This is a genomic window from Lysobacter tyrosinilyticus, assembly GCF_054779815.1.
This window is the reverse complement of record NZ_BAAGXN010000001.1, coordinates 225,834-246,954: the sequence shown is the minus strand read 5'-3', so window position 1 is coordinate 246,954 and position 21,121 is coordinate 225,834. Positions and strand designations below refer to the sequence as shown.

Here is a 21,121-nt window from a genome sequence, read left to right as displayed (position 1 = left end):
GGGTCGGTGGTTGGATCGGCAATCGCCGCGAGCTCCTGCCGACTACCGGTTGCGATCGCTCCGGATCTGGACCTTCTGCATTCGGGTCGGAACGATGGTCGCGACCGGCACGATGCCCACGGTCACGCTGGCCGCGTTGTTGGTCTTCGACAACTCCCGCGTATCGGTGAGCGCGCGGGCCGCGACGCCCAGGCGCGCACGCACGCCCGGCGGCGTGGTGATCTGCACCGGAATGCTCAATTGCTTGCTGGTGGCCGAGCCCATCGATGCCACCAGGCAATCGACGCGCGCCTTGTTGACGCTCTGCGAGCGCAGTTCGCAGTTGGCCGGCAGCGTGCCGACCTGAATGCTGCCTGCGGTGAGCGAGAAGGCGATCTCCACCAGTGGCTGGTTGATCGGCATCGCCGAATAGATGGTCGAGAGCTTGATCTTCGCGGCGGTGGCGCTGGCGGTCAGATCCAGCGCAAGGTCGGGCTTGGGCGCCGGTGCGCTGCCGGTGCAGCCGCTGCCGTAAATCACTCCGAGCACGGCGTAGAAACTGCCAGCGACGACATCGGGACAACCATCGCTATTGATGTCGCCCGCCGCTATGTTCGTGACTTCACTCAAAGAGGCGTCCTGCAGGACCTCGGTGCCGAGCGCCTGGCCGTTATTGGTGACCAGCCCGAACTTGGGCGAAGGCGACGTCAACAGATCCGTATCGCCATCGTTGTCCAGGTCTTGGGCCAGGACAGGGTCGGCGGCCAGGATGTAGGCAACCTTGATGGCGACATCGGCTTGCGGAAACCGTTCGCCAGTCGGTTGCTGGTAGTAGATGTACAGCAGGGAAGCGTTGGTGACGATCAGGTCCGCCCGACCATCGCCGTTCACGTCGCGCGCCGTTGCCTTCGAGACCGGGAAGCCCGGATCGATGATCTCGGAGCGGAAGAAGCCGCCCTGATTGTTGTAGAGGATATGGACGGCGCCAGTGGAGAAATCGGTGGCGATCACGTCGGCGGCGCCATTGCCATCGACATCCACGGCTTCCAGCGACGGCGACGCAATGAACGCATTGGTGCGCAACAACTTGATTGGCGCCGGCTGCAAGGCACCGGCGCCATCGCCGCGAAAATATTGGATGGGCGCGGAAAAGCCGATGACCACCACATCGAGGAAATCGTCGCGGTCGATCTTCCCCAGCGCAATGTGCGTCATGGGTGCGCCGGTGTTCCACGTGCGCACCTTGAGCGGTATCGGCGCGGTGACGTCGCTACTGAGTACCGTAATCGCGCCTTCGCTGCCCACGCTGCCCACGACCACGTCCTGGATGCCATCGCGGTTCAGATCGCCCAATGCAAGGCTACGGGACCCGTAGGGCAGCGAATAGATCCGTGGCGGATTGGTCAGCGTGCCATCGGCCTTCTGGGCGAACACATGCAGTTTGCTCGTCCCTTCGTTGTTGGTCAGCGCGATCACGTCATTGCGACCATCGCCGGTGACGTCGCCGATCTTCACCTGCCAGACCGGGCCCGGCATGGTGATTTTCTGCTGGTTGCCGACGCTGTAGGCCGCCTGCGCCGCGCCCGAAGCGAACGTCAATCCTGCAACAACTCCAACCGCGATCTTGCGCATCCAGTTCTCCCATTGCCGACGGTCGCCATGCCGCGATGTTGACACCAGGAGTGCGGATCGGACGCAGGTTCCCACGCGTTACCGCCGTTGAGGGATCGCGCCCTGGCTTACTGAAATTCCCCGCGTAAATGGTAAGGCGCGGCCGATGGCCGGACAACCGCGATGGCCGGAATGCTATTGCGTTCTCTCGGCGGCGCGGGAACGGCGGCGAGACCTGCGATTCGAAGTGGCGCGAACCAGCGCCGCCGTTCTCCATCAATCTGGGGCACCTGCTGGCGATGCGATGTGGATGCGCATCGCCAGCATTACTTGAAGCGAAGGCCTTGGGGCGACCCGGCGTTGAACACCTGCTCAACGCCCTGCGGCGACTCTCGCCGACAGCGCAATCTCGGCACGCCCGTATGGCCCGGCGCCCAGCTTGCCGCTCTTGATCCAGTCGATCAGCAAGCGGTAGTAGCCATCCGCATGACGCGTGTGTTTGCGCTCGCCGTCGGCGGCGGTCTCGAATTCAAGGATGCCGTGGTCGGTGTCGGGGAACACCACCGTGCTGATCGGTCGGCCTTCGCGTTGCAGCGACAGCAGGCGACGGCGCGTCTCTTCGGGCGGCGCTTCGATGTCGGATCCGCCGAGCACCCACAGTTCCGGCACTTGCAGGCCACGCAGGACCGGCATCGGGTCGTAGTCCCAGGTAGTGCCCTTGTCCATCGTCGGCGCCAGCGCCAGCAACTCCTCGCGGGTATGGCTCACCACCAGGCCGGTGTACTCGCCCTTCATCGCGCTCCACCACGGCTGCTTTGCGTACTTCGCGCGCACCGCCTCGAGCTGTTCCCAACCGCGCGCCCCGTGCGAGGCGACGATCTGTCCGGTCGCGTCGCTCACCTCGCTCGCCTGCGCCAAGGTCGTGGCATCGGTGAAGCCGGCGGCGCGCAGATCGGTCAGCACCTGGTCGCGATCCTCGGACAACGGGCTGTCGGCCATGCCGAAGCTGACCACGACGAAGTCCGCATCGCTCTTGCTTGCGGCGAGCGGTGCGACCCAGCCACCCTGGCTACCGCCGTCGAAGCCGATTCGTGCCACGCGCTTGCCGGCAAGACGACGCGCTTCGGCCAGTGCGGCCTTGGCATCGTCGGACAGCAGATGGAAGTCCTGCGTGTATTGCCCGGTCGAGCCACCGGTGCCGCGCTTGTCGTAGACGAACACACCGATGCCGTGCGCCGGATACAGGTACTGCGTGTGGTAGTTCTGCACCGCGGAGTAGTCCTCCGAGCCGTGCACTTCCACCACGATCGGCACGCGCTGGTGGCCCTTGGGCAATACCAGGCGACCGTGCAGGGTCACGCCGTTGCCGGCGAAACTCGTCTCGGTGATCACGAACTCCTGCTTGCGCCCGGCGTGGCCATCCACGCGGATGCTTGCCTGCTCGCAACTGCCGAAAGCGAAACGCATGCCGTCGGGTCGCTCGGTCCAGCCCAGCGTGCTGCTCCACTGCCCCTCCGCGTTGTGGGTGAGCCGGCCACTGCGGCCGTCGAGCATGCGCCAGCGCAGTTGTTCCGGATCGTTGAGCGCGGTGACGTCGATGAAGCGGCCATCGTCGAGGCGATAGGCGCCGGTATGGCAGCGCGCGCCGGTTTCGGCGGCGAAAGCATGGGCGCTGAAAGCCAGCGTCAGCAGCAAAGCGGGAGCGGCGTACTTCGACTTCATTTCAACGATCCTTTGTTGCGGTCAGTTTGTGCATGGATGTCGAATCGCGCGTGGCGGTTTAACACCCTGCCATCAGTCATGCCCTTCATGCCGAGCGCGCCGTGCCGATGAGATTGGGGGCCGATGCCTTCGCCTTCGGCTTCGGCTTCCAGCGCCGATCCAGCACGATCTTCGCGATCACCGCGATCACCAGCGGTGCGAACCAGGCCGCGTAGTGCAAGGCGACGCCGTTCACCGAAGGCAACAGGCGCGGCAGGCCGATCCCAAGGAACGCGATGTGGGTGGCGACGCCATTGCCGAGCATCGCGCTGTAGTGCTCGATCAGCCACCAGCGCGGTTGGGCCGCAAGGCGGGCGCGATGGCGACGCTTGCGCAGCATGTCCTGGCCGGTGAACAGACCGACCACCGAGAAGCCCATCAGCAACGGCGATCCGACCTTCCAGCCCAATGCCAGCACGGCAACGCCGGCGGCGAGGCTGACCCATGCCAATGCACGATAGATCGCGCCCGTGTAACGCACGACGTCGTGCTTGTCGCGGATCGCGCGCCACGAACTCCAGGTGCCGGTCGCGGTGATCACCAGCAGATAAGCGAGGAACGCGCCGGTCACGGTCTGGCCCTGCACGAAGCGGTACAGGGCCAGCGGCAGTCCGGTCACGATGATCGCGGTCATCGCTAGCAGGAAGACCTGCCCGGCACGACGGTGCAGCGGGCTGCCCTTGCGCAGGAACGCGGCGCTCCAGAACGACGCCAATGCGGCCACGCCGATTCCACCGTGCGCGGCGACGAGCAATTGATAGGAAGTCATGCGGCGGCTCCGGAAGACAGGTGGCCACAGGATTGCCGCCGGTTCCACGCGACCGCAGTGCCCGCAGTCATCGCCACGAGGTGCCGGAAGTCACTTTCTGCACGCAAGGCATTGCCTCGCCCGGACCGCGACCGCAGCATGACGGCCATGCTGCAACGTCTACGCCCTCTGTTCACGCCTCTGCACGCCGCCGCCCTGCTCACCTGGCTGGCGGTGGCGCTGTCGATGCGTTTCATGTCGCCCGATCGGCTCGCCCTGGGCTGGATCCTGCTGGTCGCCTGGCTGCTGGCCTTCCTGCTGCAGGGCCTGCATGTCGGCTTCGGCCAGCGCCAGCGCGCGTGGTCGGTGGCCCTGCTGGTGTTCGAAGCATTGGTCGCGCTGGTGTTGGTGTGGCTCGATCCACGCCCCGGTACCGCGCAGGTGCTGCTGGTGATCTGGACCGCGCAACTGGCGTCGTACGCGTCGTTGCGGCGGGCGGTGGTGACCGTGGTGCTGGTCGACATCGTCTACTACCTGCTGGTGCGCGACTCCGGCTTCCGCTCGCCGCTGACCATCACCGTGATCAACTTCGGCTTCCAGATGTTCGCCGCGCTGTGCGCGTACTACGCCAGCAGCGCCGAACAGGCGCGCGATCGCCTCGCCCTGGTCAATGCCGATCTGCTCGCCACGCGCGCCCTGCTCGCCGACTCCGCGCGCGACGCCGAGCGCCTGCGCGTCGCGCGCGAACTGCACGACGTGGCCGGGCACAAGCTCACCGCACTCACCCTCAACTTGCGCGCACTGGCCGCGGATCCCGCGTATGCCGGTCGCCACGAGCTCGCGGTGGCACAGCAGATGTCGGCGGAACTGCTAGGCGACATCCGCAATGTCGTGCAGGCGATGCGCGATTCGCGCGGACTCGATCTGGGCACCGCGCTGCGCGCCCTGGCCGCGCCGATGCCCAAGCCGATGCTGCAGCTGTCGATCGCCAGCGATGTGCAGGTGACCGATCCCGCGGTCGCCGAAGCGGTGCTGCGTCTGGTCCAGGAAGCGCTGACCAACAGCGCGCGTCATGCCGAAGCCGAAACGGTACGCGTGCGCCTGCAGCGCGATGGCAACCGTCTGGCCGTGAACGTGGAGGACGACGGTCACGTGCGCGGCGCGATCCGCGAAGGCAACGGCCTGTCCGGCATGCGCGAACGCCTTAACGCCGCCGGTGGCACGCTGGCCCTGTCGACCAACGCGCGCGGTGCGCTGCGCATCGAGGCGAGCCTGCCGTTATGACGTCATCCCCCATTCGCATCGCCCTCGCCGACGACCAGGCCCTGGTGCGCGCCGGCCTGCGTGCCTTGCTCGAGCGCCAGGGCATCGTCATCGCCTTCGAGGCCGACAGCGGCGAGACACTGCTGGAACAGCTCGCCGCGCAACCGGTGGACGTGGTGCTGAGCGACATCCGCATGCCCGGCGTCGACGGCATCGAAGCGCTGCAGCGCCTGCGCGCACGCGGCGACCTCACCCCGGTGCTACTGCTCACCACCTTCGACGAAAGTGAGCTGCTGTTGCGCGCCACCGAAGCCGGTGCGCAGGGCTTCCTGCTCAAGGACGCCGCGCCCGAGGACCTGCACGACGCCATCGCGCGCGTCGCCCGCGGCGAAACACTGCTGCAGCCGGTGAGCACCGATGCGGTGCGCGCGCGCTACCAGTTCCATGCCCAGGACGCGCCCAAGGAGCGCTTCAGCGAACGCGAAGTGGCGATCCTGCGCCTGCTTGCCGGCGGTTATTCGAACAAGGAAATCGCGCGCACGCTGTTCCTGGCCGAAGGCACGGTGAAGAATTACGTGTCGGTGATCCTGGAAAAACTCGACACCCGCGATCGCACCCGCGCGGTGCTCAAGGCGATCACGCTGCGCGTGATCTGAAGCTCGTCACGCTGCGGGTGATCTGAGGTTCACTTCGCGTCACACCAGGCTCGCCTCGGCGGCGACCGGGCTGACCTGCCGGATCAATTCGTGCAACGGACACGGCTTGTGGATCGCGTAGCCCTGCACCGCATCCACGCCGATTTCACGCAACCGCTGCAGCACCGCCTCGGTTTCCGCCCATTCCGCCACGGTGCGCTTGCCCTGCGAGCGCGCCACCTCGGTCACCGCGCGGACTACGGCGTAATCGAGGTCGTTGGTATCGATGTCGTGCACGAACAGGCCGTCGATCTTGAGGATGTCGATCGGCAGGCTCTTGAGATAGGCGAACGACGCCAGGCCGCTGCCGAAGTCGTCCAGCGCTACCTGGCAGCCGCGGCTGTGCACCGCATCGATGAAGGCGTGCGCGCGCGACAGCCGGTCGATCGACGCGGTCTCGGTCAGCTCGAAGCACAGCTTGGGCGCGATCTCCGGATGGTCGTCGAGCAGCGCCAGCACGCGATCGCAGAAGTCCGACGAGACCACCGACAGGCAGGACACGTTGATGTGGCACAGCTCCAGCTGTGCGAGATGGACCGGATGATCCGACAGGGTGTGCAGGGTCATGGTCAGCACGTGCAGGTCGATCGCAGTGGCCTGGCCGTAGCGTTCCGCCGCAGGCAGGAACGAGTTGGGACTGCACAAGTTGCCGCCGGCATCGAGCAGCCGGACCAACACCTCGTAACATAGGCCGCCTTCGCGCGGGTCCAGCGGCGCGATGCGCTGCGCGAACAGTTGCAGGCGATCCTCGGCGATTGCCGCGCGCGTCTGGTTGACCCAGAACATCTCGCGATGGCGCTGCGCGACTTCGCTGTCGCCCTCGACATACACCTGGATGCGGTTGCGGCCCGCATCCTTGGCCAGATAGCACGCGGTGTCGGCCGCGCGCAGCAGCCAGCCCACGCTGGGACTGTCGGCATTGATCTCGACCAAGCCGATGCTCGCAGTCAAAGCGAAATGCCGGCCCTCCCACAGCAAGTAGGTATCGGCGAGTACCTGGTTGAAGCGTGTGGCCAGTGCGGTGGCGAGATCGATCGGCGTGTTGCGCAACAACACCGCGAATTCGTCGCCGCCCAATCGCCCCATCCAGTCGTCGGCGCGCAGATGCGCGGGTAGGGTCGAGGCGATCAGGCGCAGGACTTCGTCGCCGGCGGCATGGCTGCAGGTATCGTTGACCAGCTTGAACTGGTCGAGATCGAGGAAGCACAGCGTGTGCTGGCGATCTTCCTCGTGCGCCTGCAGGAGCAGCGCTTCGAGTCGTTGTTCGATCTCGCGTCGATTGATCAGCCCGGTGAGCGCGTCGTGGTTGGCCTGGTAGGCCAGGGTCTGCGCGAGCTGGCGCGCTTCGGAAACGTCTTCAACGATCAGGAACACGCGCCCCTCGCCTTCTTCGATCTGCACCGTCGACGGCGTCACCCGACCCCAGAATTCGGTCCCGTCCGAACGCCGCACCTTGCGCTCCACCGGCGTGGAGCCGTCCATCCACGCTTCGCCCACGGCCGCACCGCCCACCAGGTAGTCGCGGAACTGCGTGCCCACCAGCGTATCGACCGGGTAATGCAGCATGGCCGCGAGTTCTTCATTGGCCGCGACGATCACGCCGCGCTGGCACAGCTTGGCCATGCCCACGCTGGCCTGCTGGAACGCGGCGTGGAAGCGGCTCTCGGTCGCGCGCACGCGCCGGATCGACGTCCAGTACGCCAGTACCGCCAATCCGGCGATCACCAGGAACAGGATGCTGCTGACGACCAGCAGCAGCAGCCGCATCTTCGCCACGCCGTCGAGCAGGGTGTTGGCGAACTGGCGCTCCATCGGCTGCAGCGTGTTGCTGATGCGGTCGAGTTCCGCGCGGACTTCGGGGCCCGCCGCGGTCGCACCCGGTTGGCGCCAGTGCGCTTCCAGCGCGTCGGCGATCGACTGCAGGCGAAAGATGTGCGGTTCGGCCTCGCGCCAGATCTTCACCGCATCGGTGATGTAAGGCGCGCCGTGCAGATAGCGGTACACCCAGATCAGACGCGGAATATCCGCTTCGGCATTGCGCCCGGCCTTGAAGCCGTCATGCGCGGCGATGAGATCGACGGGGCTGCGTTCCAGCGCCAGGCGTCCGGCGCGATCGCCCAGCGGTACTTCCAGCGCCTTACGGGCCAGTTGCAACTCACGCGGATCGCCCTGCAGCGAATAGCGATGCAGGTGGTACACCGTCTCCAGTCGCGCGCGTGACCAGTGCCCTTCGCCGACCAGATAGGCGGTCGCACCGGCCTGGATCTCGATGACCGCAGCGGACACGGCGGTGGCCACGGCCGCGGCGATGACCAGGGCGGCGCAGCCCAGCCACATGCGCCAACGCGGCCCCTTCGCGCCGGATAGCTGCCAGGACGCCTCGCGTGCTGCCGCCACTTCCGTGTGCATGGTTCCCGCCCCAGGAGCTGGCCCACCTGTCTGCGAATTTACACGCAAATTCGCAGACACCAAGTCCCGATGCGCGGCCAGGGCAGCCCCGCATTCCGGCGTCACCACAGGGTGATGGCGATTACTTCAGCCAGCGCTGCCAGAGTTGGTCGAACAGGCCTGGCTTTACTTCCGCCAGCACGTCGCTGCGCTCCTCCAGCAGGCCGCACAACTGGCAGGCCTGCAGGAAGTGGTCGGCTTCGCGCTCGCTCATCCCGGACGCCGCGGCCAGTTCACGCACGTTCAACGCCCCCGCGGTCAGCGCGGTGCACGCCTTCAGATGCGTCGAGGTATGCGGCAGCCGCGAGAAGTCGGGCCATTGGCGCAGGCGGCGGCGTTCTTTCGCGCCGCCCGGATGTTCGCGCACGGCGTGCATGCCGATCGCCCACAGCAATTCGTCCAGCGGCAGGCCCTGGGGCCTACGCAGCACCAGCTCCGGCGCATCCGGTGGAATGGCGGTGAGCACGAAGCGCGTAGCTTCCAGCGCTTCGCTCAACTGGGCCGGCGGAAAGTCCAGGCAGTGCACCCGGGTGCGCGAGCACAGGTACAGCGTGCCGTGGTCGAGCGCGCGTACGCGCAGCGTGTGCTCGACCGGGCGCAGCAGCAGCCGCGCCAGCGTCGATGCCACGGACTTGTCGCTGCCGGGCTGGTCGGCGGCGGCGTCCGGTGCGGAAGGGGTGGCGGGCCGTGAGCCCGGCGGATCGGAAACGGTGTCGGTAGCCATCGGCGCACAACCTCTCGCATCGCAGGGCGATCGGCGGGTGCGGGGCCGAACAGGAAGGGCGTGCTGCCGGTTCGAGGCAGCGGACCGGCCGGGCGCAAGGCGTGGCGCCACGGTCGGGTTGACGCTAGGGAAGCCGGCCCGGGCTGTCAACCGACCCGGTCACGCTCCGCGCCGCTCCACGTCCAGCGCCGAGAGCGCCAGCGCGTCGCCGGCGAGGACGATGCCTTCGGCGAGCTCGGCCATCTTGCGGCGCTGCGCACGCGCGGTTTCGCGCAGGCGCGTCTCGGCCTCGCTGCGCGACAGCCGGTGCCGTTCCATCAGGATGCCGATCGCGACGTTCACGCCACGCTGCTGGTCGAGTGCCTGCTCCAGCTGGCGCCCCGTTGTGCGCAGGCGCGCCAGGTCGGCCGCGCGCTTCAGCGCCGCTTCCACGGCTGGGGTCAGCTGTGGGATGTCGACGGGCTTGACCAGGAAGCCCGCCGCGCCCAGCTCGGTGGCTTCCTCCACCGTGGCCGCATCGCTGTAGGCCGACAGGAACAGGAACGGAATCGCCGCGCGCGCCTGCAGCTCGCGCGCCAGGGCGAATCCCCCGGTTTCGCCCATGCGGATGTCGAGCAGGGCGAGGTCGGGGCGGAACTGCTCCAGCACGGCCAGCGCTTCCTCGACCGATTCCGCGACTTCGACCTCGTAGCCGGCGCCCTGCAGTCCGCGGCTCAGCGTGGCCAAAACCAGCCGATCGTCATCCACCATCAACAGCCGCGAACGATTCATGCCACCGCCTCCATGCCCGTGGACCGGGTGCCGAGCACGTCGGGCGCGCGCAAGGTCAATGCCGCGATCACGCAATCGTCCTGTTGCCGCAGCTCGATTCCGGCGCCGCGGCGCGGCAACAGCGAGCGGATCAGGCCCAGGCCGTTGCCCAATCGGACTCCATTCGCGAAATCGAACTCCAGCGGTAGTGCGCCGGGATTGCTGATCCGGATCTGCGCTTCGCGCGGTCGCTCCCGCGCATCGAGGATCACCGTTCCCGTCCCATCGCGGCGGTGCTTGACCGCATTCATGATGAGTTCGTTCAACACCATCGCTACGGGCACGGATTCTTCCTCGTTGACGGTGAATGCTTCCAGCAGCACACAGCGCTCCGACAACACGATGGGCACGTGCATGATCCCTGACACCGAAGCGGCCACCCGTGCCACCAGCATGCGCAGGTTGATCTGGGTGCCGTGGGTTTCGCCGTGCAGGCCGTGTACCGCGGCGATCGTCGCCACCTGCGACGATGCGGCTTCCAGCAATGGCTTCAACGCGGGCTTGTCGGACAGGTGTTGGCGCAGCAATCCGGCCACGCCCTGCAGGCTGTTCTTGATCCGATGGTGGACCTCGCGCACCAGGGCATCGCGTTGTGCGCGCGCAACGTCCGGCCCCGGCGCAGCCATCGGAGTCACGGCGTCGATCGTAGCGACGAACAACGCATCGCGTCCCGACGATGACCACAGCGACACCATCGCTTGCACTACGTTGCCATCGGCATGGCGCAGCACCAGCCGTCGGCCTTTCACCTCTGTCCCAACGGCTGCCTGTTGCAGCGAAGCCAACCCCGCCGGCACCGGCTTGCCCATGACTTCGTCGGCCGTCGCTCCGAACAGCTGGTGCGCAGCTGCGTTCCACAGCGCGACGCCATCGCGGGCGTGCCAGGCCACGAACGCCGTCGAGACCTGCGGGACCAAAGCCGCCAAAGCGGCGACCAGCTGCTGCGCCTGATGGCGCCGCGTGCGCTGTCGCCACCACCGCGCGAACGCGAGGATCGCTATGGCAAAAAGCAGGACGATTGCGATCCCCAGGGTATCCATTCCCGCCTTCCTGTCGGAGGTATGACGAGCTTAGTCCAATGGTTCAGGCCAGGCCGAGCATCCAGCCGGACGCGCGATCGAGCACGTCCGCCAGCACCTGCACGTCCTTGCGACCGGTGCGCGCTGGCACGTGGAAGGAATGATCGGCATCCGCGAAAGTGGCCAACGTGGCGCGCGCACCGAGCCGGTCAACCAGCGGCCGAAGCAGGTCCAAGTCGGCCAGCTCATCGCGCGTGCCCTGCAGGAACAGCATCGGCACGGTGACCTCGGCCAGGTGCGCGGCACGCTCGTCCGCCGGCTTGCCGGCCGGATGCAGCGGGAAACCGAGGAACACCAATCCCTTCACGCCTGGCAGCGGCGCCGCTGCCTGGGCCTGTGAGGTCATACGGCCGCCGAACGATTTGCCGCCGGCAAACAGCGATGTGCCAGGCAATCGCGCCGTTGCTTCCGCCACCGCGGCCCGCACCGCGGCGTGCGCGACCCGCGGCGGGTCCGGGCGACGCGAACCGCGTTGCATGTACGGGAACTGGTAGCGCAGCGTAGCGATGCCGCGCGCCGCCAGGCCCTCCGCCACGGCGGTCATGAAGCCATGGGTCATGCCCGCGCCGGCGCCATGAGCGAAGACGTAGGCCGCACGCGCATCGGGCGGCGCCAGCAGCAAGCCGGATACATGCCCTGTATCGTCGAGCGGAATGAGCAGGGATTCCGGCGTCATGACTCGTGTTCCTTGTAGAGCGGAGCTTGCTCCGCTGCTGTTGCTGTCATGCGACTTCGCGAAGAGCAGCCGAGCAAGCTCGGCTCTACAAAGCAGCGGAGGCGGCCTGCAGCGATGTTGCATAGGCCGGTGCGGTCGGCTCATGCATGAAATAGGCGTACACATCATTCCACCGCGTCGCGCGGACCTGTTCGATCCAGTGCGCGAAGGCCGCATCGTCGTAGTTTTCCAGGCGCAACCGCAGATAGCCCCAGCTTGCGGTTTCGACCAGCGGCGGTGGCCGGTCGTCCTCACGCTCGCTCAGGCATAACGCCGCGCCGGCGTCCAGCAGGGCGGCGTAGACCGCGTCGTCGTACCAGCTGTCGTGGCGGAACTCGAACGCGGCGCGGTGCCCGGCCGGCAGCAGCGCCAGGAAGTCCCGCAGCCGCGGCAGGTCCTGTTTCAGGAACGGTGGCAGCTGGAACAGCACCGGCCCGCGCCGCTCGCCCAGCGTTTCCAGCGCGCGATACAGATAGGCCACCGAATCGGCCGCCGCGTCCGCCTTCAACCGCGCATCGTGGGTGATCCGGCGCGAAGCCTTGATCGCAAAGCGGAAGTCCCCGGGCACCACCGCGGCCCAGTGCTCCAGCGTCGACACCTTGGGCATCTGGTAGAAGGTATTGTTGATCTCGACCGTGGGCAGGCGCTGCGCGTACCAGGCGAGCATGTCCTCGGGCTTGATCTTTTCGGGATAGAAGCTGCCCTTCCATTCCTTGAAGGAATAGCCGCTCGCTCCTGCCCACAACCGTTGTCCTGTCATGGTCCGGCCCCTCAGGCGCATACCATCGAGATGGCGAAGCTCAGCGAATATTCCGCCAAGCGTCGTTTCGAGACCACCCCCGAGCCGGCGGCGGTCGAACCGGTGCACGGCGCCGGCCCGCTGCTGTTCGTGGTCCAGCAGCACGCGGCCACACGCCTGCACTACGACTTCCGCATCGAGTGCGATGGCGTGCTGTATTCGTGGGCAGTGCCCAAGGGGCCATCGCGCGATCCCGCCGAGAAGCGAATGGCGGTGTTCGTCGAGAACCACCCCTACGACTACGCCTCGTTCGAAGGCGTGATTCCGCCCAAGCAGTACGGCGCGGGCGAAGTGATCGTGTGGGACTGTGGCGTGTACAGCCCGGACGAAGGCGGCACCTGCTTCGATGATCGCGAGGAGGCGCAGCGCCGCGTACGCGAGGCCCTGAAGGCCGGCAAGCTCAGCCTGCAACTGCGCGGTGAGAAGCTGAAAGGTTCGTGGGCCCTGGTGCGCACCAAGGAAGCCAAGAGCTGGCTGCTGATCAAGCACAAGGACCGCTTCGTCTCCAGCGTCGACATCGCGACCCAGGAGCGGTCCGTGCTGTCCGGGCGCAGCGTGCGCGAACTCAAGTTCGTCGTAGCGGCGCCGCGCACGCCCGCCGCGCAACTGGTGCCGACCGGCGCGAGCAGCGCGATGCCGGCGAAGCTCGCGCCGATGCTCGCCGAGAGCGGCGATGCACCGTTCATCGACGAGCGCTGGTTGTGGGAACCCAAACTCGATGGCTATCGGGTGCTCGCCTTCATCGAGGGCGACCGTGTGGAGTTGAAGTCACGACGTGGGCTGGAGCTGGCGCCGTCGTTTCCCAAGCTCGTCGCCGCATTGCGCGAACAGGCCGGCGACGCGCGCATGATCCTGGACGGCGAGATCGTCGCCTTCGACGCGCAGGGCCGGCCTTCGTTCAATGCGCTGCAGAACCGGGTGCAACTGAAGTCGGCGGTCGACATCGCCAACGCCGACCGCAACGTACCCACGGCCTTCTTTGCATTCGATCTGCTCTACTTCGCCGGCATCGATCTGCGTGCACGCCCGTATCGCGATCGGCATCGCTATCTCGCGCAATGCCTGCTGCCCTCGCCGCAGGTGCAGTTGGTACACGCATCCGACGATGGCGAAACCATGTTCGAAGCCGCACTGGCCAGCGGCTTCGAGGGCGTGATCGGCAAACGCATCGACAGCTACTACGACGCCGGCAAGCGCTCCGCTGCCTGGTTGAAGGTGAAGCCGACCCAGACCTCCGAGTTCGTGATCGGCGGATACACGCGCGGCAAGGGTTCGCGCGAGGCGCTGGGCGCATTGCTCGTTGGCTATCGCGACGGCAAACAGCTGCGCTTCGCTTCGGGCGTGGGCTCTGGCTTCGATACGCGCACGCTGGCGCAGGTGCTGGAGCGCCTGCAGCCGCTGCGCATCGCCACCAACCCGTTCAGCGAAAAGCCCGACATTGCCGGGGCCATCACTTGGGTTCACCCAGACTTGGTCGCGGAAGTGAGCTTTCACGAATGGACCCCCGATGACCACCTGCGCGCGCCGGTATTCATCCGGCTTCGCGACGACGTCGACCCACAGACCGTGCATCGCACCGACACTCCTACCACCGCTGACGCTTCGCGCTCGCGCGCACCGGCCAAAGCGCGCGGCACGAGTGCGGCGACGAAGACGCCCACGCGCGACACGGCATTGAAGCAACCGAAGGAGATCGCCGACGTACTCGCGCAACTGGACAACACGCGCAAGGCCATCGAGCTCAGCGTCGGTCCGCATCGCATCCGTCTTAGCAATCTCGACCGCGTGTACTGGCCGGCCCATGCCGAAGTCGAACAGGCGGCGCTGACCAAGCGCGACCTGCTGGTGTATCTCGCCCAAGTGTCGCCGCTGATGCTGCCGCACCTGGCCGATCGCCCGCTGACCATGATCCGTATGCCCGATGGCATCGAAGGCCAGCGCTTCTTCCAGAAGCATTGGGAGCAGGCGCGCCCGGACTTCGTCGAAACCGTCACCGTGTTCTCCGGCAGCAAGGACGAGGAGCACGAGTACCTGCTGTGCAACAACCTACCCACGCTGTTATGGCTGGCGCAATCGGGCACGCTGGAATTCCATGTCTGGCATTCGCGCGCCAAGCTCGGTGCGGATGCGAAGTCGAAGTCGACCGACTACGCGTCCTCGCTCGAGTCGCTCGAAGCCTCGGTGCTCAACTATCCCGACTACGTGGTCTTCGATATCGACCCGTACATCTACTCGGGCAAGGAGGCCAAGGGCGCGGAGCCGGAACTCAATACCGTTGCCTTCGAGAAGGGCAAGGAGATCGCCTTCGCCCTACGCGAGCTGCTGCAGGGCATGGGCCTGGCGCCGATCGTGAAGACCTCGGGCAAGACCGGCTTGCATGTTTTTGTCCCGATCAAGCGGACTTTGGACTTCGACGCGGTCCGCCACGTGTGCGAACTGGTCAGCCGCCACCTGCTACGGCAGCACCCCAAGGACGTCACCATGGAATGGAGCGTCACTAAACGTAGTGGAAAGATTTTCATGGACCACAACATGAACGTGCGCGGCAAGACCTTGAACGTGGCCTACTCGCCGCGCGGCGCCCCGGGGGCGCCGGTCTCGATGCCCTTGAGCTGGGACGAGCTGGCCTCCGCGCATCCGCTCGACTTCCGCATGGACGGTGTTATAAAGCGCCTCAACCGTACGGGCGATCGCTGGAGCGACGTCCTCAAACGCAAGCAGGACCTGGAGCGAGCCTTAAAAGGCGGCAAGGCCTGATCCATCGGAGAAGCAGTCATGGCTGCACGTTCGATTGCGTCACTCACCGTTTCCTTCGGCCTGGTCGCCATTCCGGTGAAGCTGTACACCGCGACCGAATCCAAGGGCGGCATTTCCTTCAACCTGCTGCACAAGAAGTGCGGTTCGCGCGTGCGCTACCAGACCATGTGTGCGCGCGAGAACATCCCGATCGACCGCGACGAAATCGTGAAGGGTTACGAATTCGCCAAGGATCAGTACGTGATGTTCGCGCCGGACGAGCTCAAGGCGCTGGAGGAAGCGGGCACGCACAGCGCGGACATCGTCGAGTTCCTACCGATCTCCGCGATCGATCCGGTGTACTTCGACAAGGCCTATTACCTCGCGCCGGATAAAGGCGGCGCCAAGCCGTACGCGCTGCTGGCCAAGGCGCTGCGCGAATCCGAGCGCTGCGCGATCGGGCACTGGGCGGCGCGCGGCAAGAGTTACATCGTGATGATCCGTCCGGTCGAGGACGGGCTGGTGATGCAGCAGCTGCTGTACGGGAACGAGGTGCGCTCGATCGGCGATCTCGACATCCCGCGCACCGACGTGAAACCGGCCGAACTCAAACTGGCGCAGCAGCTGATCGATTCGCAGAGCGCCGAGACTTTCGATCCGTCGCAATACAAGGACGAGGTCGCCGAACGTATCGAGGCGGCAGTGCAGCAGAAGGTCGAAGGCGAGCAGATCACCCTCGCCGAAGAACCCGAGGGCGGCGCGCAGATCATCGACCTGATGGAGGCGCTGCGGGCCAGCCTGGAGAAGAAGGGCGGCGGCGCGGCGCGCAAGAGCGCGGCGAAGAGCGCGCGCAAGCCGGCCAAGCGCGTCGCAGCGCTCGATGTCGAGGCCGACACGCCTGCTCCCAAGCGCAAAACCAGCAAGCGAGCCAAGTAGCGACGCATGCATTCCTACGGCGTAAGCGACGTCGAAAAGCTGCTGCGCCTGTCGCGCGGCGCCATCCGCTCCCTCGTTGCCGCCGGTTTCGTCACCCCCGAACGCGGGCCGCGCAATGCGCTGCGTTTCTCGTTCCGCGACCTGATCGTGCTGCGCACCGCGCAGGCGCTTTCGCTGTCGAAGATTCCGCATCGACGGATCCTGCGCGCGTTGCGCGAACTGCGCGCGCGGCTGCCGGAGGAAATGCCGTTGTCGGGGCTCAGCATCGGCGCGTTCGCGGACCACGTGGTGGTGCGCGAGGGCGCGAACCGCTGGCTGGCCGAATCCGGGCAGTACCTGTTGTCGTTCGAGGGCGACCCGGAACAAGGCACGCTGCGCGTGATCGAACCGCCGTCGCCGCCAACCGTCGGTGAAGGCGAGGCCAGCCGATTGAGTGCGCAGGGCGCTGCGCTCGATCGCAGCAACGCCGAGCACGCGTTGCTCGCCTACGAGCGGGCCATCGCTACGGACGCGTCGCGATTGGATGCGCGGATCAACTTCGGCCGCCTGCTGCACGAACTGGAGCGCTACGACGATGCCGAGCAGGCGTATCGCGACGCGCTTTCGATCGCGCGTTCCGAACGCAATCTGTCCAGTCGCACGGATCTCTCGCTATTGCACTTCAACCTCGGCGTCCTGCTTGACGAACTCGAACGCCCGGACGAAGCGATGAGCGAATACGAGGCCGCGTTGCGCGCCGATGCCAGCCTCGCCGATGCGCATTACAACCTGGCGCTGTTGCACGAGGAGCGCGGCGAGCCGCGCGCGGCGTTGCGGCATATGTCGCAGTACCGGCGGCTGGTGAAGGAGCTCTAGGGTCGCACGCACATCCCCTCACCCTGCGTCGCATCCGCGACGCTGTCCCAGGCGTTTGAGCTCCCGCCCTTCTCCCCACATTGCGGGGAGAAGGTGCCCGAAGGGCGGATGAGGGACGCTTTTTCGTGACCCCGCCACATCCCCTCACCCTGCGTTTGCTGCGCAAACGCGGTCCCTTTCCCCGCACGCGGGGGGGGATGAGTTGCGGTATCGATGAGAAAGTCGCGCGCAGCGCTGGATGAGGGGCGCGCTTTTGCGGCTTGTTCGCCGCGCAGAGATGCGGCCTCTCACCCGCGGATCAACTGCCGCCGACCGAACGCAGGTAGGCATTGAGGTTGCGCTGCGCATCCTCGACGAACGCTTCCCCGGTCGGCGAGTGCGCGACGATGCGGTCGGGGCGGAAGCTGCGGAAGTCGGCACGCAGGCGACACCACGCACCGAGTGTCCAGGCGCCACCCCAGAATGCCAGTGCCAACGGCTCGACTTCGCGCGTAGTGACTTCGCCGTTGCCATCGCGGTAGTCCAAGCGCAGGACGTGGGCGTGTTCGATGGCCGCGTGCAAGGCATCGATCAGGCCGCTGCTCTCGATGCGGTTCTCCAACTGGGGCGCGAAGATGCGGGTGCGTTGGCTGCGCTCGCGCAGTTCCGGCGGCAGCACCGCTTCGATCTTCAGCAGCGCGGCGGTCGCGCCGCGGCCGAGGCGCTCGCCGCCGAAAGCGCGGACGAAACGCGTGCCCACGACCAGTGCCTCGAGTTCCTCCGCGCTGAACATCAGTGGCGGGATGTCCGCGCCCTTGCGCAGCACGTAGCCGACACCGGCTTCGCCTTCGATCGGCACACCCGACAGCTGCAGGTCGGCGACATCACGATAGACCGTGCGCAGCGAGACCTGCAGCGTCTGCGCGAGCTGCTGCGCGGTGATCGCGGAACGACGCCCGCGCAGGGCGTGGATGAGCAGGAACAATCGGTCGGCGCGGCGCATGCAACATGATGGGGGGGCTACTGGGCTCGATTCAATCCGGCCGATTTATTTGTAGAGCGGAGCTTGCTCCGCTGCTTCCAATTCAGGTCCACCGCGAAAAGCAGCGGAGCAAGCTCCGCTCTACAAGACGGCCCCACGCGTGTTGGGTTCACTGCACGCTGTGGGGTTCAACGCAGTTCGGATCGCTGTGTCGGCACCAGGCGCAGCAGCTCCGGCGGCTGCTTGAGTTCGTCGTGCATCGCTTTCGCAATGGCTTCGCGCCACTCGGTGCTGTCGCTCAGCCGGGACAGATGCCGATCTAGCGCGGGCACGTCGTCGAAGTGGGCCAGCCACACCAGCACACGCTCGCCTTCGCGTACCGGCAACCGCGGGAACGTGTTGGCGCTCGCATCGGTGACGTAACGCGCCAGCAGCGTCGCTCCCTCCCGCTGCAGCAACGGCGCCAGTTCGCGATCGAAGCACCCAGCGAAGCCCTGCTCCGCCGGTGCCCGCAAGGCACAGGTACCGATGCACAGCGCACTCGCCGGCGCGCGCGCCCCCCATGCCGGACGCTGCTGTGGTGGCGCGGGTAAGCCCGCATGCGCCGCTTCCGGCTTCAGCAGCAACACGTTGTCGCTGTCGATCATGGTCGCGTTGGCGGCCTCGCGATGACGTTGCCACACCGGCCCGAAATAGAAGGCCTGCAGTGCCTCGCGCCGCGCCTCCATCGACGGAAAGCCGCGCAGCCATACGAAGCGATCCGGCGCATCGAGATCGCGGAAGTGACCAATGACGTGCATGCCGACCGCTTCCTGCGGCTCGATGAACTCGCGTTCGAACAGCTCGATCAATGTGTCGCGCTGGTTCGGTTGCAGCGTGTACTGGCGGAGTTCGAGCACCGCGTCGTCGTGGATCAGACGGCCCGCCTCGTCGGTCCGGCGGAACCACATATGCCAGTTGGTTTCCCAGCTGGCGCCGTCGTCGACCGAGAATGCCTGCTGCCAATGCGCGCTGTTTGCGCTGCTGTGGCTCCATTGGAAGCGGACCTTCACCGCGCGTCCTTGGAGCGTGTCGTCGCCGTAGAACGTGCCGACGCCCTGTTCGAAGCGCCCGCTAACCGGCGGATCGAGCACTCCGCTGCGATTGCTGGCCCAATGGATGCGCCATTCCTGCGCATCACGGTCATACAGGCGCAGCGCCAGGCCCTCGAAACCGTTGTTCCAGGTGGTGTGGAACTGCTCAAGGTTGCCGATGCCGTCGAGCAGTGGGCGGCACTCGTCGAGTGCGCTGAAGACTTCCCACTCGTCGCTGCCGGCCAACCGCTCGCGCAGACGCTCGTTCTGCACCTGCCAGCGGCCGTGGATGAAGTCGAAGTCGTGCCGGTTGTCGTGGTTCATGGCTCACTCCGTCCGGGTGATATGCATGACCCAGTTGGTCTCCCAGGTCACGCCGTCGTCGAGCGAGGCGGCCTGCTCCCAGGCGAAGCGGTCGCTGCCGATGTCCGACCACAACGCGCGCGACAGGATGCGGCGTCCGCCATCGCTGTCCTCGCCCACGAACCGGCCGATGCCATCGACGAAGCGACCGTAAGCGGGCAGACCAAGCTGGCCATCGCGGGCGCTGGCCCAGCGGTCGCTCCATTGCCGCTGCACGGGATCGAACAGACGCAGGGTGAGACCGTGCACATCGGCGCTGCGGTATTCGTCGATGTTGCCCAGACCGCCGAGCAGCGGGCGGCAATCGAGCGTTGCGGGGAATTCCACCCACTGCGCGGATCCGACGTGACGCTGCTGCAACCGCCGGTTGTGCACCTGCCAGCGGCCGTGAAAGAAGTCGAAGTCGTGGCGGCCGTCGTTTTCGTGCATGGGTGTGGATTCCGGGGTGTAAGGAAATGCCGGGGGCAGCGGCCAGGCCAGCGCGAGCGAAGCGCTGGCGGCGAGGAAGTCGCGACGCGAGGCCATCACGCAGCTTCCACCGACGCCACGCCAACGCGGTTGCCTTCGCTGTCGCGGATGTGGCCGATGACCACCGGGGTGTCGCTGATGGGCGTGAGCGGCAGCAGCACTTCGCCGCCCAGTTCGCTCACACGCGCCAGCAGCGGACGAATGTCGTGCACGCTCAGATACACCAGCGAACCGACGCTCTGCGAAGGGGCGCGTTGCGCATTCGCCTGTACCAGCGCGCCGCTGGCGAGGTCGGGACCGCCGTTGGGGAATACCGCCTGGTCGGTCTCGCCCATGTAGCGCTGGCGGGTCATGCGCATGCCGAGCAGGGCTTCATAGAAGCGTTGCGCACGGTCGATGTCGACGACGGGAATTTCGAACCAAGCGGGGACACTGGGCTGCAGCATGATGGCGCTCCTTGTTTGGGAGCACTCAGCTTGGGTGGGGCCTGCTGCCAGCCTGCTGTCAGTAGTGCGCTGTCGACAATCTGAACGTCACCGGGCGGATTCGCGAGCCCTTCACCGGCTGCCACCGCATGCTGCGCATGTCACTCGTGACCGCCAGCCGCCGGTAAATCCGTAATCCGGAGTGGCAGGCATCTCACCTCCTGCGACAGACCCTGCCGACACTGACTGTATGAACGCACCGTACGCACCTGCTTCTTCCGACGAACTCCTGCACGCCCTCGCCCGTCTCGACGCCGCCATGGCCATCGTGGTGCGGCGCGCGGGCCAAGGTTGCGGACCGGAGTGCGAGCGGCGCCTGGACCAATCCTCGCGTGCGCTGCGCGCCCTGCTCGGCACGGATGCGGGCCAGGTCGTGAGCGACGTGCTCGACGCGGCACGCCGCGTGCTGACCTCGGCCGACCCGTCCGCGCCACTGCTGATGCTGACGATGGCGCGACAGACGCTGGCCTCGTTGGTCCATCGCCACGCGGCCCGTGCGACCCGTCGGGTTGCGTAGCGCGGGTTTTAACCCGCCCCCGAAAAACGGCACTGGTCCTTCGCCGTGCCCCCGGCGGGTCAAGACCCGCCCTGCGTCAGCCCTCCGAACCGAAC

19 protein-coding genes are annotated in these 21,121 nt (G+C 66.6%); 6 read left to right on the top strand and 13 right to left on the bottom strand.

Annotation, left to right across the window (positions count from 1 at the left end):
- Window positions 1-42: 42 nt before the first annotated feature.
- The 3 genes from ACYVGK_RS01085 to ACYVGK_RS01075 all read right to left on the bottom strand — a co-directional run bounded on the left by ACYVGK_RS01085 (window position 43) and on the right by ACYVGK_RS01075 (window position 4,120).
- Window positions 43-1,611 carry an FG-GAP repeat domain-containing protein gene (locus tag ACYVGK_RS01085; RefSeq protein ID WP_460731379.1) on the bottom strand — a complete coding sequence of 523 codons (1,569 nt, stop codon included), beginning with the start codon at window positions 1,609-1,611 and terminating at the stop codon, window positions 43-45.
- A 351-nt stretch (window positions 1,612-1,962) separates the two neighbouring features.
- Entirely contained in the window at window positions 1,963-3,312 is a 1,350-nt protein-coding gene (locus ACYVGK_RS01080) for an alpha/beta hydrolase family protein (RefSeq protein WP_460731378.1), read from the bottom strand.
- A gap of 85 nt (window positions 3,313-3,397) precedes the next feature.
- A complete protein-coding gene (locus tag ACYVGK_RS01075) occupies window positions 3,398-4,120 on the bottom strand; it encodes a hypothetical protein (RefSeq protein WP_460731377.1) in 723 nt (240 codons plus the stop codon).
- Between the two features lie 147 nt (window positions 4,121-4,267).
- On the opposite strand from ACYVGK_RS01075, the gene ACYVGK_RS01070 reads away from it, so the two are divergent.
- Together ACYVGK_RS01070 and ACYVGK_RS01065 are read left to right on the top strand one after the other, a co-directional pair.
- Window positions 4,268-5,383, top strand: coding sequence for a sensor histidine kinase (locus ACYVGK_RS01070; RefSeq protein WP_460731376.1), 1,116 nt, complete (start codon window positions 4,268-4,270; stop codon window positions 5,381-5,383).
- Window positions 5,380-6,018: a response regulator transcription factor gene (locus ACYVGK_RS01065; RefSeq protein ID WP_460731375.1), complete on the top strand. Its 639-nt coding sequence runs from the start codon at window positions 5,380-5,382 to the stop codon at window positions 6,016-6,018. Before ACYVGK_RS01070 ends, ACYVGK_RS01065 begins: the two co-directional genes overlap by 4 nt.
- A 39-nt stretch (window positions 6,019-6,057) precedes the next feature.
- Here the strand turns inward: ACYVGK_RS01065 and ACYVGK_RS01060 are convergent, their stop codons facing one another.
- From ACYVGK_RS01060 to ACYVGK_RS01035, 6 genes are all read right to left on the bottom strand, one after another.
- On the bottom strand, window positions 6,058-8,466 hold the full coding sequence (locus ACYVGK_RS01060) for a putative bifunctional diguanylate cyclase/phosphodiesterase (protein WP_460731374.1): 2,409 nt from the start codon (window positions 8,464-8,466) through the stop codon (window positions 6,058-6,060).
- Between the two features lie 121 nt (window positions 8,467-8,587).
- Entirely contained in the window at window positions 8,588-9,229 is a 642-nt protein-coding gene (locus ACYVGK_RS01055; protein WP_460731373.1) for a hypothetical protein, read from the bottom strand.
- 159 nt (window positions 9,230-9,388) lie between these two features.
- Window positions 9,389-10,000 (bottom strand): ANTAR domain-containing response regulator, encoded by a 612-nt coding sequence (locus tag ACYVGK_RS01050; protein WP_460731372.1) that lies wholly within the window; start codon window positions 9,998-10,000, stop codon window positions 9,389-9,391.
- A complete protein-coding gene (locus tag ACYVGK_RS01045) occupies window positions 9,997-11,079 on the bottom strand; it encodes a sensor histidine kinase (protein WP_460731371.1) in 1,083 nt (360 codons plus the stop codon). The genes ACYVGK_RS01050 and ACYVGK_RS01045 overlap by 4 nt, the downstream gene beginning before the upstream one ends.
- Window positions 11,080-11,122: 43 nt before the next feature.
- On the bottom strand, window positions 11,123-11,794 hold the full coding sequence (locus ACYVGK_RS01040) for an alpha/beta hydrolase family protein (RefSeq protein WP_460731370.1): 672 nt from the start codon (window positions 11,792-11,794) through the stop codon (window positions 11,123-11,125).
- A gap of 85 nt (window positions 11,795-11,879) precedes the next feature.
- Window positions 11,880-12,593, bottom strand: coding sequence for a DUF72 domain-containing protein (locus ACYVGK_RS01035; protein WP_460731369.1), 714 nt, complete (start codon window positions 12,591-12,593; stop codon window positions 11,880-11,882).
- 30 nt (window positions 12,594-12,623) lie between these two features.
- On the opposite strand from ACYVGK_RS01035, the gene ligD reads away from it, so the two are divergent.
- Genes ligD through ACYVGK_RS01020 form a run of 3 tightly spaced genes read left to right on the top strand, consistent with a single transcriptional unit; the run spans window position 12,624 to window position 17,159 of the window.
- On the top strand, window positions 12,624-15,389 hold the full coding sequence (ligD, locus tag ACYVGK_RS01030; protein ID WP_460731368.1) for a DNA ligase D: 2,766 nt from the start codon (window positions 12,624-12,626) through the stop codon (window positions 15,387-15,389).
- An 18-nt stretch (window positions 15,390-15,407) separates the two neighbouring features.
- Complete coding sequence (gene ku / locus ACYVGK_RS01025) at window positions 15,408-16,304, top strand: non-homologous end joining protein Ku (RefSeq protein WP_460731367.1); 897 nt, start codon at window positions 15,408-15,410, stop codon at window positions 16,302-16,304.
- Window positions 16,305-16,310: 6 nt separating this feature from the next.
- Window positions 16,311-17,159 (top strand): tetratricopeptide repeat protein, encoded by an 849-nt coding sequence (locus ACYVGK_RS01020; protein ID WP_460731366.1) that lies wholly within the window; start codon window positions 16,311-16,313, stop codon window positions 17,157-17,159.
- A 298-nt stretch (window positions 17,160-17,457) separates the two neighbouring features.
- On the opposite strand, the gene ACYVGK_RS01015 is transcribed toward ACYVGK_RS01020, so the two are convergent.
- The 4 genes from ACYVGK_RS01015 to ACYVGK_RS01000 form a co-directional block, all read right to left on the bottom strand.
- Window positions 17,458-18,141: a helix-turn-helix transcriptional regulator gene (locus tag ACYVGK_RS01015; RefSeq protein WP_460731365.1), complete on the bottom strand. Its 684-nt coding sequence runs from the start codon at window positions 18,139-18,141 to the stop codon at window positions 17,458-17,460.
- Window positions 18,142-18,308: 167 nt separating this feature from the next.
- Window positions 18,309-19,517: an NIPSNAP family protein gene (locus ACYVGK_RS01010; protein ID WP_460731364.1), complete on the bottom strand. Its 1,209-nt coding sequence runs from the start codon at window positions 19,515-19,517 to the stop codon at window positions 18,309-18,311.
- A gap of 3 nt (window positions 19,518-19,520) precedes the next feature.
- A complete protein-coding gene (locus tag ACYVGK_RS01005) occupies window positions 19,521-20,081 on the bottom strand; it encodes a hypothetical protein (protein ID WP_460731363.1) in 561 nt (186 codons plus the stop codon).
- Window positions 20,081-20,470 carry a VOC family protein gene (locus tag ACYVGK_RS01000; protein ID WP_460731362.1) on the bottom strand — a complete coding sequence of 130 codons (390 nt, stop codon included), beginning with the start codon at window positions 20,468-20,470 and terminating at the stop codon, window positions 20,081-20,083. Before ACYVGK_RS01000 ends, ACYVGK_RS01005 begins: the two co-directional genes overlap by 1 nt.
- A 229-nt stretch (window positions 20,471-20,699) precedes the next feature.
- Between ACYVGK_RS01000 and ACYVGK_RS00995 the strand changes: the two genes are divergently transcribed.
- Window positions 20,700-21,026 (top strand): hypothetical protein, encoded by a 327-nt coding sequence (locus ACYVGK_RS00995; protein ID WP_460731361.1) that lies wholly within the window; start codon window positions 20,700-20,702, stop codon window positions 21,024-21,026.
- Window positions 21,027-21,121: the final 95 nt, after the last annotated feature.

Coding starts and splice junctions, on each gene's coding strand:
- ACYVGK_RS01065 (WP_460731375.1), top strand. CDS start 5,380: ATGACGTCATCCCCCATTCGCATCGCCCTCGCCGACGACCAGGCCCTG.
- ACYVGK_RS01070 (WP_460731376.1), top strand. CDS start 4,268: ATGCTGCAACGTCTACGCCCTCTGTTCACGCCTCTGCACGCCGCCGCC.
- ACYVGK_RS01015 (WP_460731365.1), bottom strand. CDS start 18,141: ATGCGCCGCGCCGACCGATTGTTCCTGCTCATCCACGCCCTGCGCGGG.
- ACYVGK_RS01050 (WP_460731372.1), bottom strand. CDS start 10,000: ATGAATCGTTCGCGGCTGTTGATGGTGGATGACGATCGGCTGGTTTTG.
- ACYVGK_RS01010 (WP_460731364.1), bottom strand. CDS start 19,517: ATGAACCACGACAACCGGCACGACTTCGACTTCATCCACGGCCGCTGG.
- ACYVGK_RS01045 (WP_460731371.1), bottom strand. CDS start 11,079: ATGGATACCCTGGGGATCGCAATCGTCCTGCTTTTTGCCATAGCGATC.
- ACYVGK_RS01040 (WP_460731370.1), bottom strand. CDS start 11,794: ATGACGCCGGAATCCCTGCTCATTCCGCTCGACGATACAGGGCATGTA.
- ACYVGK_RS01035 (WP_460731369.1), bottom strand. CDS start 12,593: ATGACAGGACAACGGTTGTGGGCAGGAGCGAGCGGCTATTCCTTCAAG.
- ACYVGK_RS00995 (WP_460731361.1), top strand. CDS start 20,700: ATGAACGCACCGTACGCACCTGCTTCTTCCGACGAACTCCTGCACGCC.
- ACYVGK_RS01055 (WP_460731373.1), bottom strand. CDS start 9,229: ATGGCTACCGACACCGTTTCCGATCCGCCGGGCTCACGGCCCGCCACC.
- ACYVGK_RS01075 (WP_460731377.1), bottom strand. CDS start 4,120: ATGACTTCCTATCAATTGCTCGTCGCCGCGCACGGTGGAATCGGCGTG.
- ACYVGK_RS01020 (WP_460731366.1), top strand. CDS start 16,311: ATGCATTCCTACGGCGTAAGCGACGTCGAAAAGCTGCTGCGCCTGTCG.
- ACYVGK_RS01080 (WP_460731378.1), bottom strand. CDS start 3,312: ATGAAGTCGAAGTACGCCGCTCCCGCTTTGCTGCTGACGCTGGCTTTC.
- ACYVGK_RS01005 (WP_460731363.1), bottom strand. CDS start 20,081: ATGGCCTCGCGTCGCGACTTCCTCGCCGCCAGCGCTTCGCTCGCGCTG.
- ACYVGK_RS01000 (WP_460731362.1), bottom strand. CDS start 20,470: ATGCTGCAGCCCAGTGTCCCCGCTTGGTTCGAAATTCCCGTCGTCGAC.
- ACYVGK_RS01085 (WP_460731379.1), bottom strand. CDS start 1,611: ATGCGCAAGATCGCGGTTGGAGTTGTTGCAGGATTGACGTTCGCTTCG.
- ku (WP_460731367.1), top strand. CDS start 15,408: ATGGCTGCACGTTCGATTGCGTCACTCACCGTTTCCTTCGGCCTGGTC.
- ligD (WP_460731368.1), top strand. CDS start 12,624: ATGGCGAAGCTCAGCGAATATTCCGCCAAGCGTCGTTTCGAGACCACC.
- ACYVGK_RS01060 (WP_460731374.1), bottom strand. CDS start 8,466: ATGCACACGGAAGTGGCGGCAGCACGCGAGGCGTCCTGGCAGCTATCC.